Origin of the sequence: Pseudomonas sp. PHC1, assembly GCF_046487845.1 — a bacterium.
Taxonomy (GTDB): domain Bacteria; phylum Pseudomonadota; class Gammaproteobacteria; order Pseudomonadales; family Pseudomonadaceae; genus Aquipseudomonas; species Aquipseudomonas sputi.
Genome location: NZ_JBJXHJ010000021.1, coordinates 78295 through 90955, shown reverse-complemented (window position 1 = coordinate 90955; position 12661 = coordinate 78295). Strand labels below are relative to the sequence as shown.

16 protein-coding genes and 3 pseudogenes are annotated in these 12661 nt (G+C 60.5%); 11 read left to right on the top strand and 8 right to left on the bottom strand.

The window, feature by feature from the left end; translation table 11 throughout:
• The first annotated feature begins 131 nt into the window (after nucleotides 1–131).
• Genes ACKJSM_RS22705 through ACKJSM_RS22695 form a run of 3 tightly spaced genes read left to right on the top strand, consistent with a single transcriptional unit; the run spans nucleotide 132 to nucleotide 1334 of the window.
• A complete protein-coding gene (locus ACKJSM_RS22705) occupies nucleotides 132–830 on the top strand; it encodes an AzlC family ABC transporter permease (protein ID WP_236177768.1) in 699 nt (232 codons plus the stop codon).
• Nucleotides 827–1141 carry an AzlD domain-containing protein gene (locus ACKJSM_RS22700; protein WP_236177769.1) on the top strand — a complete coding sequence of 105 codons (315 nt, stop codon included), beginning with the start codon at nucleotides 827–829 and terminating at the stop codon, nucleotides 1139–1141. Before ACKJSM_RS22705 ends, ACKJSM_RS22700 begins: the two co-directional genes overlap by 4 nt.
• A 40-nt stretch (nucleotides 1142–1181) precedes the next feature.
• Nucleotides 1182–1334 (top strand): hypothetical protein, encoded by a 153-nt coding sequence (locus ACKJSM_RS22695; protein WP_410238925.1) that lies wholly within the window; start codon nucleotides 1182–1184, stop codon nucleotides 1332–1334.
• Nucleotides 1335–1379: 45 nt separating this feature from the next.
• On the opposite strand, the gene ACKJSM_RS22690 is transcribed toward ACKJSM_RS22695, so the two are convergent.
• Both ACKJSM_RS22690 and ACKJSM_RS22685 read right to left on the bottom strand, forming a co-directional pair.
• Nucleotides 1380–1652: a hypothetical protein gene (locus ACKJSM_RS22690; RefSeq protein WP_236177771.1), complete on the bottom strand. Its 273-nt coding sequence runs from the start codon at nucleotides 1650–1652 to the stop codon at nucleotides 1380–1382.
• Nucleotides 1653–1919: 267 nt separating this feature from the next.
• On the bottom strand, nucleotides 1920–2600 hold the full coding sequence (locus ACKJSM_RS22685) for an SOS response-associated peptidase (RefSeq protein WP_236177772.1): 681 nt from the start codon (nucleotides 2598–2600) through the stop codon (nucleotides 1920–1922).
• Between the two features lie 357 nt (nucleotides 2601–2957).
• On the opposite strand from ACKJSM_RS22685, the gene ACKJSM_RS22680 reads away from it, so the two are divergent.
• Nucleotides 2958–3857 (top strand): polysaccharide deacetylase family protein, encoded by a 900-nt coding sequence (locus ACKJSM_RS22680; RefSeq protein WP_410238923.1) that lies wholly within the window; start codon nucleotides 2958–2960, stop codon nucleotides 3855–3857.
• Nucleotides 3858–3979: 122 nt separating this feature from the next.
• Nucleotides 3980–4222 (top strand): DUF1652 domain-containing protein, encoded by a 243-nt coding sequence (locus ACKJSM_RS22675; RefSeq protein WP_236177774.1) that lies wholly within the window; start codon nucleotides 3980–3982, stop codon nucleotides 4220–4222.
• 3 nt (nucleotides 4223–4225) lie between these two features.
• Here the strand turns inward: ACKJSM_RS22675 and ACKJSM_RS22670 are convergent, their stop codons facing one another.
• Nucleotides 4226–4588, bottom strand: coding sequence for an NUDIX hydrolase (locus ACKJSM_RS22670; protein ID WP_339487846.1), 363 nt, complete (start codon nucleotides 4586–4588; stop codon nucleotides 4226–4228).
• A gap of 197 nt (nucleotides 4589–4785) precedes the next feature.
• On the opposite strand from ACKJSM_RS22670, the gene ACKJSM_RS22665 reads away from it, so the two are divergent.
• On the top strand, nucleotides 4786–4974 hold the full coding sequence (locus ACKJSM_RS22665) for a DUF2188 domain-containing protein (protein ID WP_339487844.1): 189 nt from the start codon (nucleotides 4786–4788) through the stop codon (nucleotides 4972–4974).
• A gap of 59 nt (nucleotides 4975–5033) precedes the next feature.
• Here the strand turns inward: ACKJSM_RS22665 and ACKJSM_RS22660 are convergent, their stop codons facing one another.
• Entirely contained in the window at nucleotides 5034–5273 is a 240-nt protein-coding gene (locus ACKJSM_RS22660; RefSeq protein ID WP_007950501.1) for a hypothetical protein, read from the bottom strand.
• Nucleotides 5274–5438: 165 nt separating this feature from the next.
• On the opposite strand from ACKJSM_RS22660, the gene ACKJSM_RS22655 reads away from it, so the two are divergent.
• Nucleotides 5439–5774, top strand: a complete 336-nt coding sequence (locus tag ACKJSM_RS22655) for a hypothetical protein (RefSeq protein WP_236177777.1) — start codon at nucleotides 5439–5441, stop codon at nucleotides 5772–5774.
• A gap of 64 nt (nucleotides 5775–5838) precedes the next feature.
• On the opposite strand, the gene ACKJSM_RS22650 is transcribed toward ACKJSM_RS22655, so the two are convergent.
• Nucleotides 5839–6300, bottom strand: a complete 462-nt coding sequence (locus ACKJSM_RS22650) for an RrF2 family transcriptional regulator (RefSeq protein WP_410238921.1) — start codon at nucleotides 6298–6300, stop codon at nucleotides 5839–5841.
• On the opposite strand from ACKJSM_RS22650, the pseudogene ACKJSM_RS22645 reads away from it, so the two are divergent.
• Nucleotides 6294–6773: pseudogene (locus ACKJSM_RS22645) on the top strand (FAD-dependent oxidoreductase); the annotation flags it as partial. The gene ACKJSM_RS22650 and the pseudogene ACKJSM_RS22645 sit on opposite strands and share 7 nt — an antisense overlap.
• 53 nt (nucleotides 6774–6826) lie before the next feature.
• Here the strand turns inward: ACKJSM_RS22645 and ACKJSM_RS22640 are convergent.
• Nucleotides 6827–7105, bottom strand: coding sequence for a Rho-binding antiterminator (locus tag ACKJSM_RS22640; RefSeq protein WP_236177779.1), 279 nt, complete (start codon nucleotides 7103–7105; stop codon nucleotides 6827–6829).
• 241 nt (nucleotides 7106–7346) lie between these two features.
• Here ACKJSM_RS22640 and ACKJSM_RS22635 point away from each other — a divergent pair, with 241 nt between their 5' ends.
• A complete protein-coding gene (locus ACKJSM_RS22635) occupies nucleotides 7347–7952 on the top strand; it encodes a DUF6338 family protein (protein WP_410238919.1) in 606 nt (201 codons plus the stop codon).
• A 142-nt stretch (nucleotides 7953–8094) separates the two neighbouring features.
• Here the strand turns inward: ACKJSM_RS22635 and ACKJSM_RS22630 are convergent.
• Nucleotides 8095–8352: pseudogene (locus tag ACKJSM_RS22630) on the bottom strand (LysR family transcriptional regulator); the annotation flags it as partial.
• Nucleotides 8353–8388: 36 nt separating this feature from the next.
• Here ACKJSM_RS22630 and ACKJSM_RS22625 point away from each other — a divergent pair.
• Nucleotides 8389–8550 (top strand): annotated as a pseudogene (locus tag ACKJSM_RS22625) (enolase C-terminal domain-like protein); the annotation flags it as partial.
• Here ACKJSM_RS22625 and ACKJSM_RS22620 read toward each other — a convergent pair.
• Nucleotides 8548–9432 (bottom strand): LysR substrate-binding domain-containing protein, encoded by an 885-nt coding sequence (locus ACKJSM_RS22620; RefSeq protein ID WP_236182142.1) that lies wholly within the window; start codon nucleotides 9430–9432, stop codon nucleotides 8548–8550. The pseudogene ACKJSM_RS22625 and the gene ACKJSM_RS22620 sit on opposite strands and share 3 nt — an antisense overlap.
• Before the next feature lie 159 nt (nucleotides 9433–9591).
• On the opposite strand from ACKJSM_RS22620, the gene ACKJSM_RS22615 reads away from it, so the two are divergent.
• Nucleotides 9592–12621, top strand: coding sequence for an FAD-binding and (Fe-S)-binding domain-containing protein (locus ACKJSM_RS22615; protein ID WP_410238918.1), 3030 nt, complete (start codon nucleotides 9592–9594; stop codon nucleotides 12619–12621).
• Nucleotides 12622–12661: the final 40 nt, after the last annotated feature.

Sequence of the window (12661 nt, the reverse complement as noted above, 5' to 3'; positions counted from 1 at the left end):
GTGAATGGTTGCCATGTTACGCCGGTAAACGACTGAAGGAAGGGGCTGCGCCAACTGCGCAAGATTGTTCAAGCCATCAACGGATGTTTGCTGGCAGAGTCCGGGGTCTTGTCTCACAGTTGAAGCGTGTTATGTCTGACTCATTAATGCCGCGCCGTGCCTTTCTTCGCGGCGCCGCGGCGATCATGCCGTTATCCCTGGCCACTGCCCCGTGGGGGCTGCTGGCCGGCTCCATGGCCATCGAAGCCAACCTCACGCCGCTGCAAGGGCAGGGCCTGTCGAGCATCGTGTTCGCCGGTGCTGCGCAGTTGGTGGCGATCGGTATGCTCAAGGGCGGCGCCGGGATTTTCTCGATATTGCTGACCACCTTGCTGCTGACCTCACAGCATTTGCTTTACGGCATGAGCATGCGCCGGGTGATCTCGCCATTGCCAGGTCGTTGGCGCATCGGCCTGGGCTTTTTGCTCACTGACGAGCTGTTCGCCCTGACCAGTCAGCACGACCGTCAGCAGTTCAACCGCTGGTACGCCCTGGGCGTCGGCCTGACGTTCTACATCGCCTGGAACCTCTTCACCCTGGCTGGCATCGTGCTCGGCAGCAGTATTCCGGGGCTTGAGCACCTTGGGCTGGACTTCTCGATTGCCGCGACCTTCATCGCCCTGATCACGCCAGTGGTACGCAATGTGCCGACGGTGGTCTGCGTGGCGGTGTCGCTGTTCTGCTCGGTGCTGTTCAGTTACTGGCAATGGGGTTCGGCGCTGGTGCTGTCGGGTCTGGCCGGCATGACGGCCGGGTTTATCTGCAACAAGCTGTATCGGGAGCGCACATGATGGTCTGGGCAGTGATTATCGGCATGGGGATTCTGGTGTTCCTCAACCGTTACGTGTTTCTTGAACCGCGCTTGCCGGTGCGTTTGAGCAGCAACGCGCGACAATTTCTCGGCTTTGCCGTGCCGGGCATGTTGACCGCCATTTGCGGGCCGATTGTGTTCATGCCGGACAAACAACTGAACCTGCAGTGGGATAACCCTTATCTGCTGAGTTCATTAGTGGCGATCGGGCTGGTGATCTGCACGCGCAATACGTTGCTCAGCATGCTGTTGAGCATGGCGATCTTCTTTCTATTGCGCTGGTGGCTTTAAGTTCTACGCTAAAAGCACTAATTCCGTTAGCGAGGTGAACATGGCAACCGAGCAGAAACGTCCTGATGACGATGACGATGACGAGCCGAGTGAAGAAGAAATCGAGCGGGAGAAACACAAGGAGCAGACCTGGAAGCATGATGACAGCCGCGAGTTGTCCGATCGTGACCAGGAACGCCCGCTGAAACCCTGAACGCCACAACGAAAAAGCCCCGCGATTGCGGGGCTTTTTCGTTCATCACAGATCGTCCAGCTGCGTGAAATCGGGGTGGGCGGCCCGATAACCCAAGGTCTTGTCGATCCAGGCATTCAACTCGTTGACCATCACCGGCGGGTGGCAGGGATAGCTTTCGAGGGTGGTGCGCAGGATGCGGTCGATATCGGGTACGTCACGCAGGTTTCGAGTCTTGATGTAGTGGCCGATAAAACAGTCGAGTTGAAAGCGTTCTGTCGTGGACAGATGAATACACTCCAGGCCGGTGACCTGTTTGATTGCAAAATCGTCGCGCAACTTAGTTCTCTGCAAGGCTTGTAAGTTTGTGGGGGATTCCTGGTTTTGCTGACTCTTTGGTCAACTGGTATGCCAAAAGGAAATGCGGCGCGCATGCTATCCGTAGTGTTTGTAAATGTATGTATGACGGTTGAAATGTCAGACGGGCGGTTAGTTCAATCAAACGATTGTTTCAGTTGATTGTTTCGCGTTTGAAACACCGCGTGTAACGCGCAGGATTCGATGCGTGGACTTCTGCTCTTGATAACGCATGGCGGCGGCATTTGTTTATGCAATTTCTTCGATCAATTCGGCGCCCTGATGACGGGAGTTACCCACCGCTTTGCCGACTTTGTGCCATTGGAACGCTTCGCTGGGTTCGGCTTCGAACAGCAGCATCTGCTCGGCGCGGTCCGTGGGGGTGGCGGGATCGAGCCATTCCTGCACGCGATCAGCGCTCAACACGATCGGGCGTCGGTCATGGACATCGAGCAAACCACCTTCACTGTTGGCGGTGATGATGACGAAACCATCATCATCCCGAGGTGGTCCGCCGGGTGTCGGAAACTGGCCGATGGCGGCGCAGAAAACCGGTTGCTGATCGGTGCGACGAATCAGCCAGGGCTGTCGGCTCTGGTCGGGTGCATTGACCCACTCGAACCAGTTGTCGACCGGCACGATCAGTCGATGGCGCCAGATCGCTCGAAAGAACGGCCCGTGGGCGACTTTTTCCACCCGCGCGTTGATTGGTGCGGCGCGATCCTTGGCCCAGTGCGGGCGCCAGCCCCAGCGCAGATTGTCGGCGTGCAGCCGTTGTTGATGTTGATGGAGGATGGCCAGTGACGTCGTGGGCGCAGCGTTGTAATGCGCCAGCGGCGCGTCGCCGACGTGATTGATCAGCGCATCGGGAATGCTCAGCACCGCGACGAAATCGTGGATGCCCCGGTATTGCGACAGTCTTCCGCACATCGGCCACCCCTCCGGCAAACACCTGCCTGAAGGTTTCAGCTTAGTTGCACGGTTCAATCCTTGCTGCCCTGGCTCAGCGCCCAGCTGACTTTGCTCCGCTTCCAGGCCGCCGCGCCGTTGGCCAAGGCGTTGCAGACCAGGTCGCTGGACCTGGGATTTCTCGGGGTTTGTCGCAGATGCGGAGTGTCTGTTTCTGGCCGCCAGACAGGCGCTGGCACGCTGAGCGAGCGCCTGAACCAAACCCTGTGTATCTTTATCCAACCTCGGCCCATCTCATTGGGTCGCAGGGAGGCGGCAGTGGCGAAGGAGTTTTGCCAATCGACAATATGACCGCAACGGTCGGGCTCAAGGCAAAACATGACACAGTGGTTCAAGCTTTTCTGCGCGATGGCGGTGGCCGTCGGTCTGGCCGGATGCATCGCTGCTCCCATCGAAATGTCCGCACAGACCGAGGCTCGGCTGAAGGCTCAGGCGCCCGTGCGCTTTCTGTTGACCTTCGATGACGGGCCCAGCGCTTCCGGTTTTTTCAATCCCACCGAAACCGTGCTCGACAGCCTCAAGGACAACCCGCTGCAGCCGAATATCAAAGCGGTGTTTTTCGTCCAGACCCGGGCGCCGCGAGCGGGCAATAGCGAGATCGGTCGGCGGGTCATGCGCCGCGAGCACGCTGAAGGGCACATTCTGGGCTTTCACACCGCCACCCATTGGCACACCAATCATCGATTGCTCGACCCGGATGAGCTTGAAACGGCGCTGACCAACGGCTCGGCGGACATCGCGGCGATCACCGGCGTGCCGCCGACGTTACTGCGTCCGCCATTCTGGAACTACGACACACGTACCTTCGCCGCCTATCAGCAGCACCATATGCAGGTGTTGCTGACCGACTTGAGCGCCAACGACGGCAAAATCTGGGGCTTCAACGCCAGCCCCCGGCGGCGGGCGAACATGCTGCGTCAGCTGTCGCAAGTCCGAGAGCGGATTGCCAACGGCGAACTGCCAACGGTGGATGGGGTCATTCCGGTGGTGGTGACCTTCCACGACCTCAATCGCTATACCGCCCGCCACACCCGCGAGTACTTGCAGATTCTGCTCGACAGCGCCGCCGCCACCGGCGTGCGACTGGCAGACAAACCGTTCTATGACGATCGCGCGGCGCTGGAAAAAGCCGCACTGTCGCGCACGGTGCGCGAGTCGTCGAAACCTGTGGATCTGCCTGGGATCTGGAACTGGATCTGGGATCACGATGCCCATTGAATGCGGCCGCTTGAAGTTGTGAAGCGGTTGGCAATTTTTGCAATGGGCGGCGAGAGCGGGTCGCCAAAAGCTCATCTATGCTGAACGGGTCGCCAGAGCCAACGCCTGTGAGGCGTGCCCCCATGATTGCCATTGCCGACATTTGCCGCATCGTCGAATCCGGTTTTTCCCCGCTGTATTGCGATTGCACCGAAACGGCGCAGGGACTCTTGCAGATCAAGGTTTACGAACCCGACAGCGGGCGTGTCGACCTGCTGCTCAACGGGGTTTCCCCGGAGCACCTGGTCACCATTCGTGACATCTCCAATTTCATCGGCGAACTACGCACTGAAATGAACGCCGGACGCCGGGCGTTCGCCGGCTGAGGGTCAGAGGCGTCGCCGAAAGGCGCGGACGATACTCAGCGTGGCGTCACTGACGTTCAGGTTCTGCACCGCATCGAGCGGGTGCCAGAGACAGTCGACGATCTCATTCAGCGGGCGCGCCTGATCAATGTTCAGCACCGCTGCCTCGTAGACGTGGTGGCGGGTGCTGCCGTTCTGTAATTCCATCAGATAAAGCATGTCATCGCTGTCCAGGCCGGTCTCTTCTTTGAGTTCGCGGACGGCGGCCTGCGCGCGGGTTTCTCCCGGTTCGACGGTACCCCCAGGAAGTGTCCAACGGCACCTGGGTTTGCGCACCAGGAGAATGTGTCGATCCTGCTCGCAAATGACGGTTGCACGGATTTTCATGTGTTACCCGATGATCGGTTGTCATAAATCTGTCATGAATTAGCAATATTCGGGCCGCCGCCGGTTTAGAGGTTCTGAGTGCCTGACGGTGGCAAAAGTGCCGGAGACTTGACGCGGCCGCAGTGCGACGTTCGGTCGGCACGATGAAGCATGGCGGGTGTAAGGTGGAAAAGTTCGTTAGCAGACAGGAGGTGCCTATGAGCAGGGCGATGCTGAACAAAATGCACATGAATGGCTACGACGTACTCAGCGTGAACAATGGCCCATGGCGGGTCTGCACGCAGGGTGACCGGCTCGCTTCGTTTGCCAGTCGCGAGGAGGCGCTGGCCTACGCCGCCGCGCTGCCGGGGTACAAAAGCCGCGTACGCGATCGCAAGGCAGACTGAAGGCCTGTGAAGAGAAAGCCCCGGTTGTCCGGGGCTTTCTGCTGTGGGCACGGTGAGGTTCAGTGGACTTTGGTTCGGCTGATGGCGCGGGCTTTCACTTCCCGGGCATACAGTTGCAGGCGCTCCTCATCGCTTTGCAGCACTTCGCAGGATCGAAGCACCGCCTGGGCGTCCGCCTCGTTGCCCGACTGGCGCAGTTGCTCGGCGATGCGCTTGAGGTCCACCGCCGACCATCTCAGGTCCGATGCCACGCTTTGCAGGTCACGCTGAAGTTCGTGTTCGTATTCATTGAGCCGCATGATCACCTCCGGAACATTCTCGGTAGAAAAGAGTAGCCGCATTTTCCGGGAGTGGGTCAAGGGTCGTCTGTCAGGCCCGGTTTTCGCAGCATGCCGGCAGAGCGCTACGATGGATGTCCGAACAGTTACAGGGTACATTCGCGTTTTTTAGATGAAGGAATCACCATGCGGATGTTGATCGGGGGGATGCTGTTGGCGGCATTGGCCGGTTGTTCGTTGCCCGCGTCACTGGTGCCGGGCGAGCCGAATGTCAGCAAGACCAGCGCCAAGACTCCCAAGGACTACGCCGCGTGTGTATTGCCGCTGTGGCAGCAGGACGTTGCCAAGACGTCCCAGACAGCGATTTCCAATGGCTACCGAATCACCGCGCCGAGCATCGTCACCGCCGACGAGATTCTCGATGTGGTCAAGTACAAGGACGGCAGCCGCGTTTCCCTGTATCAGGGGCCGCCGTGGGCGAAGTCCGGGTCGTTGCGCAAAGCGGTGCGTGATTGCCTGTAATGGCGAAATAAAAAAAGCAGAAACCGGTGATCGGTTTCTGCTTTTTTTTGCCTGCTGATCGAGCTCAGTCCGAGAGGTCGATGAGTGGAATGCCGGCGCCACCGGTCTTCTTTTCCCGGCGATCCTGCATCCAGTCTTCCACTTGGCTGTTGAACCCTGCCGGTGCCTTGCGCCCGACCTTCCTGGCGATGTCGAGAATGGTCTGCTGGGCGATGGCTTCTTCCATGCGTTTCTGCGCGGTCATCATCGCGGCGTGAATCGAACAGGGGCCTTCCAGCGCCCAGTCCGGCGGCGAGCCATCGAACAGCGCGCAGCGTCCGCGTATCTCCCGGCACTCGAAAATGTTCTTGCGGCCATCGATGGCATTGACGATGTCGAGCAGGGTGATTTCATCCGCCGGTCGCGCCAGGGTGAAGCCGCCACGCACGCCGCCGGTGGACTCCACCAGTTTGCCTTTGGCCAGTTTGGTGAAGATCTTCGCCAGGTAATCCAGCGGCACCCCTTGCAGCTCTGCCAGATGAGGCAAAAACCGTGGTCTGGACCACCGGCGTGCGCGCCAGCTCCCTGACCGAACAGATTCCTGCCGAGCGTGATCGTCAGGGCCGGCTACACGTTGATGCCAATCTGAAAGTCATCGGTCAGGACGACATCTTCGCCACCGGCGACGTGGCGTACGCGGCCACCGACGATATCGGCAACTTCGCCCTGATGACCTGCCAGCACGCGATTTCCCTCGGCCGGCATGCCGGCAACAACGTTGCGGCGCAGATCCTGGGGGTCGCCCCGACGCCATACAGTCAGCCGAAATACGTGACTTGCCTTGACCTCGGCGCCTGGGGCGCGGTGTACACCGAAGGCTGGGATCGTCAGGTGAAACTGGTCAAGGAGGAGGGCAAGTCGCTCAAGACCCAGATCAACACCCAGTGGATCTATCCGCCAGCGGCTGACCGTACCAGCGCGCTGGCCGCTGCGGATCCGATGATTCCCGTCGTTGCGTAAAACGGCGCTTCACAAAAAATCCCGCCCGGTTGATGCCCGGCGGGATTTTTTGTTCAGATTCCGCAAACTCCTCCGGCAAGGACCACCCGGCCGAACTCGGCGTTGGCCTCCTGAGGCGTGATCGCGAGCAATTGGTCGAGGCGAATTTCCTGTTGCGCGCCTTGTTGCTCGATCACCAGGAATTCTTCTTTGTCACTGCTGGTTCGCGTGGTCACGGCCCGGGCCATCAGCCGCTGACCGTCGATCAGCTCAATGTCCAGCTGATAGCCGCGCAGGCAGGCGATTTCCAGATAGTCGTGCAGATCGCAGTTCAGCGGCTGATAACGGGTCATGGCGTTACTCCTCGAAACCTTGCGCGATGATGAAACGATCCGCCTCGTGCATCAACCTTCCTGCGGCGGTGCTGATGGCGGAAGAGAAGGGCGTGAATCTGATTCTGCAGGATGCGTAATGCGCGGTGACAGTTGCGCGCGGGCGTTCTTTTCGCGTGCGCTAGGCTTTGAATGCAGGCCCATTACGGGCCGGCATTGCTGTGTTGGGAGGATTGTTTTTTGATTCAAGGAGCGACCGATCATGGATGATCTGGTGAAAGAAGTGATTCCGCTGTTGCAGTACCTTATCCCGGGGTTTGTCTCGACCTGGATTTTCTACACCCTGACGGCCTTCAAGCGGCCGGATACGTCCGGGCAAATTGTGCAGGCGCTGATTTTCACGTTTGTGATTCACGGGGTGGTGCTGGGGATTGGGGCGGTTTGTGTGTGGGTGGGGGAGGAGGGGTTTTCCATAGGGAAGTGGGATGCGAAGGCTGAAGCCTGTTGGGCCTTTTCTGCTTCGTTGCTGCTGGGGTTGATGGCTTGTTTTCTGGCAAACAATGGCAAATTGCATAGGTGGTTGCGCAGTAGAAACGTAACGAAACAATCTTCCTATCCCAGTGAGTGGTTCTGCGCTTTCGCTCAATATGACCGATTCATCACCCTTCATCTGGAGGATGAAAGGCGCGTTCTAGGCTGGCCAGTCGAGTGGCCACCGGAGTCGAACACCGGGCAGTTTTTGATGAGGTTTCCACGCTGGCTCAACGAAGAGGGCAGATTGGATCCTATTGGCGCCGAATTTTTGCTGATAGATTCCGCGAAGGTTAAATGGGTTGAATTCAGCCCGGCATCAGAGGGTTCATCATGACCGCCAGAGCACCGCAACCAATGCCAGAACATCTGGAGCGACTTTTCGTAGGGCCCGACGGGAAGCTGTTGGAGAAACCATTGATCACGGGCCCAAAGGCACCCCCACCGCTGAAGTACCCCCCGTCACCGCAAGCCCGCTACTAACCCCACCCATCCTTTACCGCCCGGCGAATGCTCTCCTGCAACATCGCAAACGCCGGGTTGTCGTTGTTCTCCCGCCAGATCAGATGCAGCTCGCTCTGCACACCCTCGCCCCGATCGATCTCGCGAAACACCACATTCCTGAACACCGCGCTGGTCGCGCAACGCGGCACCAAAGTCAGGCCCATGCCCGCGTTGACCGGCTCCAGCAACGGCGTGCTGACGATGCCCGGATCGATGCGCCGGGCGCGCAGCACGTCGATTCTCCGTACAAACCGGACAACTGGGGCGAGGCGCTGAACAGCGTGCAGATTGTCCTCGCCGATCACCATTGCTGGGGCGGTCTGTGCGACACCCAGACCCTGGCGAAAATGTGCGACACCTTCGGTCTCGGCGTATCGATGCATTCCAATTCGCACCTGGGCATCAGCCAGACGGCGCCCTCTGCTGTTTCAGAGCGTGCGCATCAACCAGTCACGAAACGCCTTCAGCGATGGCAAGGATTCGTTGCGCGCCGGGTACACCAGGTAATAACTGCGTCGGCTGCTGATCGGTTCGCCGAGTTGCAACAGCTCGCCGTTGTGCAATTCATCTTCGACCAGAATCCTTGGCACCAGCCCGATGCCGATATTGGCGCGCACAGCCTGGATCAAGTGCGAGGTCATCTCGAAACTCGGGCCGATGCGCATGCTGCGATGGGGCAGGGCGTGATGGCTGAACCATTCGGACCAGGCCTGAGCGTTGCTGCTGACGTTGAGCAGCAGTTGCCCTGCGATGTCCTGGTCGGCCGCACGGCGTTCGGCATCGGACAGCTGCGTGCTGGCGATCACCACTAGTTCTTCGGTGTGCAAACGGTGGGCGGTCAGCCCCGGCCAGTCCCCGCCACCGACGCAAATCGCCGCGTCGATTTCGCTGGTGTCGAAGTCGATGGTCTCGATGCGTGAATGCAGGTGCACCGTCATGCCTGGGTGCGCGGTGTAGAAATCCTTCAGGCGCGGCAACAACCATTTCGAGCCGAAGGTCGGCAGGGTCGCCAGGCGCAAGCTGTGAATCCCCGAGCCAAACGCCATGGCCTGCAACGTCGCGCTGCGGATCTGGCCGAGGGCTTCGGACAGTTCGCGCTGATACATGCGCCCGACGTCGGTAAGGATCACCCGTCGGCCTTCGCGGCTGAACAGGCGCATGCCGAGCATCTTTTCCAGGATCTGCACCTGACGGCTGACCGCACTCTGGGTCAGCGACAGTTCGTGGGCGGCGCGGGTGTAGCTTTCATGGCGCGCGGCGGCTTCAAACGCCAGCAGCAACGACATCGAGGGAGTAAGGGTTCGCGGATTCATTCGTTTTAGTCATGGATTGCGGGTCGATTTTACGGTTGTCCCGACATCGCTCTGCAATGAACATAAGGCCTATGAGAGGGCGGGAGCGTGACGCAATCATTCCTTGCGCACAACTGTTCACCGCCACACGGCCCGTTTTTGACCGAGATTGCACTTCCGATGATTGCCCAGCTGTCGCCTTCCACCGCGTTGAACACCGATTACCAGCAGTTTCTCAAAGCCCTTGAAACGGGCGGTTTTCGCGGTGAAATCAGTGCCGACTACGCCAGTCGCGTGGTGCTGGCCACCGACAACTCGATCTATCAGCGCTTGCCGCGAGCGGCGGTATTCCCGCGTGATGCCGACGACGTGGCGCTGCTGGCACGCCTGATCGCCGAACCGGCGTACCAGAAAGTGGTGATCACCCCTCGCGGTGGTGGCACCGGCACCAACGGCCAGTCGTTGACTGACGGTATCGTCGTCGACCTGTCGCGGCACATGAACCGCATCCTCGAAATCAACGTTGAACAGCGTTGGGTGCGCGTGCAGGCCGGTGTGGTGAAGGATCAACTGAACGCTGCGCTGAAATCCGCCGGGTTGTTTTTCGCCCCGGAACTGTCGACCTCGAACCGCGCCACCGTCGGCGGCATGATCAACACCGACGCCAGCGGCCAGGGCAGTTGCACCTACGGCAAGACCCGCGACCATGTGCTGGAACTGCACATGGTCCTGCGCGGTGGCGAGCGCTTGCACGGCCGTCCCTTGGAAGAAAGCGAGCTGGCAGCGGAATGCGCCCGTGAGGGACGGGCCGGCGAGGTGTATCGCTGCGCGCGGCAGATCATCGATGAGCAGGGCGAGCTGATCCGGGAAACCTTCCCCGACCTCAACCGCTGCCTGACCGGCTACGACCTGGCGCACCTGCGCGAGGCCGACAACCGTTTCAACCTCAACAGCGTGCTGTGCGGCGCCGAGGGTTCGCTGGGGTTTGTGGTCGAGGCCAAACTCAACGTATTGCCGATCCCCAAGCACACGATGCTGGTCAACATTCGCTACGCCGGCTTCATGGATGCCTTGCGCGATGCCCGGGCGTTGATGGCGCTCAAGCCGCTGTCGATTGAAACCGTCGATTCCAAAGTGCTGTTGCTGGCGATGCAGGACATCGTTTGGCATGGCGTCGCCGAGTACTTTCCGGAAAGCGCCGAGCGACCGACGCTGGGGATCAACCTGGTGGAGTTCTGCGGCGACGATCCCGAGGAGCTGCAACGCCGGGTCGAGGCCTTCGTCCAGCACTTGGGCAACGACGCCACGGTCGAGCGCCTGGGGCATACGCTGGCCGTCGGGCATGCGGCGGTGAATCGTGTCTACGGTATGCGCAAACGCGCGGTGGGCCTGCTCGGCAACGTCGCCGGTGAAGCACGGCCGCAGCCGTTCGTCGAAGACACCGCCGTGCCGCCCCAACACCTGGCCGAGTACATCGCCGAGTTGCGCGACCTGCTCGACAGCCACCAATTGCAGTACGGCATGTTCGGCCACGTCGATGCCGGCGTGTTGCACGTGCGGCCGATTCTCGACATGAAGGATCCGCAACAAGCCGCACTGGTGCGTCCCGTTTCGGACGGCGTCGCCGCGCTGACCCAGCGTTACGGCGGCCTGCTGTGGGGCGAGCACGGCAAGGGCCTGCGCTCGGAATACGCACCGGCCTTCTTCGGTGATTTGTACCCGGCGTTGCAAGCCTTGAAGGCGGCGTTCGATCCGTTCAACCAGTTCAACCCCGGCAAGATCGCCACGCCGGATATTCCCGGCGCGGCCTTGCTGAAGATCGATGAAGTGACCCTGCGCGGCGAACTCGATCGGCAGATCGACGAGAAAGTCTGGCAGGACTACGGCGCAGCGATGCACTGCAACGGCAACGGCGCCTGCTACAACTTCGATCCCGACGACGCCATGTGCCCATCGTGGAAAGCCACCCGCCAGCGTGCGCAATCGCCCAAGGGCCGCGCTTCGCTGATTCGCGAATGGCTGCGGTTGCAGGGCGAGGCGGGGGTCGATGTGTTGGCCGATGCCAGCCGCCGTCCGCCGTTTTTCAGCACGCTGCTGCAGCGCTGGCGCAACAGTCGTGCGCAGGAACAAGACTTCTCCCACGAGGTGTACGACGCCATGGCCGGCTGCCTGGCGTGCAAGTCCTGCGCGGGGCAGTGCCCGGTAAAGGTCAACGTGCCGGACTTCCGCTCGCGGTTTCTCGAGCTGTATCACACCCGTTATCTGCGGCCGGCACGGGATTATCTGATTGCTTCGCTGGAGTACACGATTCCGTACATGGCGCGGATTCCGTTTCTCTATAACCGTTTGATGGGTGCCTCGTTCAGCCGGCACTTGCTCGAGCGTCTTGGCGGCATGGTCGATGTGCCGTTGCTCAGCCGTTTCGACTTCCATGCGGCCATGCGTCGCTGGCAGGTTCAACCGGCGTCGGTCGAGGTGTTGTCGGCGCTGACTGCCGCCCAGCGCGAGCGCAGCGTGGTGCTGGTGCAGGATGCCTTCACCCGTTACTTCGAGGCGCCGCTGCTGGCGGATCTGATCGAACTGATTTCGCGTCTCGGCTATCAGGTCTACCTGGCGCCGTTCAGCGCCAACGGCAAGCCGCTGCATGTGCAGGGTTTCCTCTCGGCGTTCAATCGTGCGGCGTTGCGCAATGCCGGGCAATTGCGCGCGCTGGCCGAGATCGGTGTGCCGTTGGTAGGGCTCGACCCGGCCATGACCCTGGTCTATCGCCAGGAATATCTGAAAGTCCCGGGGATGGAAAAATGCCCGGAGGTGGCGCTGGTGCAGGAGTGGCTGCTCAAGGTCATGCCGGAGCAGAACGATCAACGCCGCGCCGACCCCTTCCGCCTGCTGGCGCACTGCACCGAAAAAACCAACGCCCCGGCCGCCACCCGGCAATGGGAGCAGGTGTTCGAACGTGTCGGCCTGAAGCTGGCGACCCAGGCCACCGGTTGCTGCGGCATGTCCGGCACTTACGGACACGAAGCGCGCAATCGCGAAACGTCGGCGGTGATCTTCGAGCAATCCTGGGCGAAGCAGATCGAGGCGCCGGTGGAGAAGGGCGAGGCGCTGGCGACCGGGTACTCCTGTCGCAGTCAGGTCAAGCGCCAGGCCGATCGACAATTGCGCCATCCGTTGCAGGTCGTGCTGGAAATCCTGCGTACCGCGTGATCGCTGTTTGAGAAGCGCTAGCGATTGGATCGGTTTTTCA

Coding starts and splice junctions, on each gene's coding strand:
- ACKJSM_RS22615 (WP_410238918.1), top strand. CDS start 9,592: ATGATTGCCCAGCTGTCGCCTTCCACCGCGTTGAACACCGATTACCAG.
- ACKJSM_RS22705 (WP_236177768.1), top strand. CDS start 132: ATGTCTGACTCATTAATGCCGCGCCGTGCCTTTCTTCGCGGCGCCGCG.
- ACKJSM_RS22670 (WP_339487846.1), bottom strand. CDS start 4,588: ATGAAAATCCGTGCAACCGTCATTTGCGAGCAGGATCGACACATTCTC.
- ACKJSM_RS22660 (WP_007950501.1), bottom strand. CDS start 5,273: ATGCGGCTCAATGAATACGAACACGAACTTCAGCGTGACCTGCAAAGC.
- ACKJSM_RS22700 (WP_236177769.1), top strand. CDS start 827: ATGATGGTCTGGGCAGTGATTATCGGCATGGGGATTCTGGTGTTCCTC.
- ACKJSM_RS22685 (WP_236177772.1), bottom strand. CDS start 2,600: ATGTGCGGAAGACTGTCGCAATACCGGGGCATCCACGATTTCGTCGCG.
- ACKJSM_RS22655 (WP_236177777.1), top strand. CDS start 5,439: ATGCGGATGTTGATCGGGGGGATGCTGTTGGCGGCATTGGCCGGTTGT.
- ACKJSM_RS22675 (WP_236177774.1), top strand. CDS start 3,980: ATGATTGCCATTGCCGACATTTGCCGCATCGTCGAATCCGGTTTTTCC.
- ACKJSM_RS22665 (WP_339487844.1), top strand. CDS start 4,786: ATGAGCAGGGCGATGCTGAACAAAATGCACATGAATGGCTACGACGTA.
- ACKJSM_RS22680 (WP_410238923.1), top strand. CDS start 2,958: ATGACACAGTGGTTCAAGCTTTTCTGCGCGATGGCGGTGGCCGTCGGT.
- ACKJSM_RS22695 (WP_410238925.1), top strand. CDS start 1,182: ATGGCAACCGAGCAGAAACGTCCTGATGACGATGACGATGACGAGCCG.
- ACKJSM_RS22640 (WP_236177779.1), bottom strand. CDS start 7,105: ATGACCCGTTATCAGCCGCTGAACTGCGATCTGCACGACTATCTGGAA.
- ACKJSM_RS22635 (WP_410238919.1), top strand. CDS start 7,347: ATGGATGATCTGGTGAAAGAAGTGATTCCGCTGTTGCAGTACCTTATC.
- ACKJSM_RS22620 (WP_236182142.1), bottom strand. CDS start 9,432: ATGAATCCGCGAACCCTTACTCCCTCGATGTCGTTGCTGCTGGCGTTT.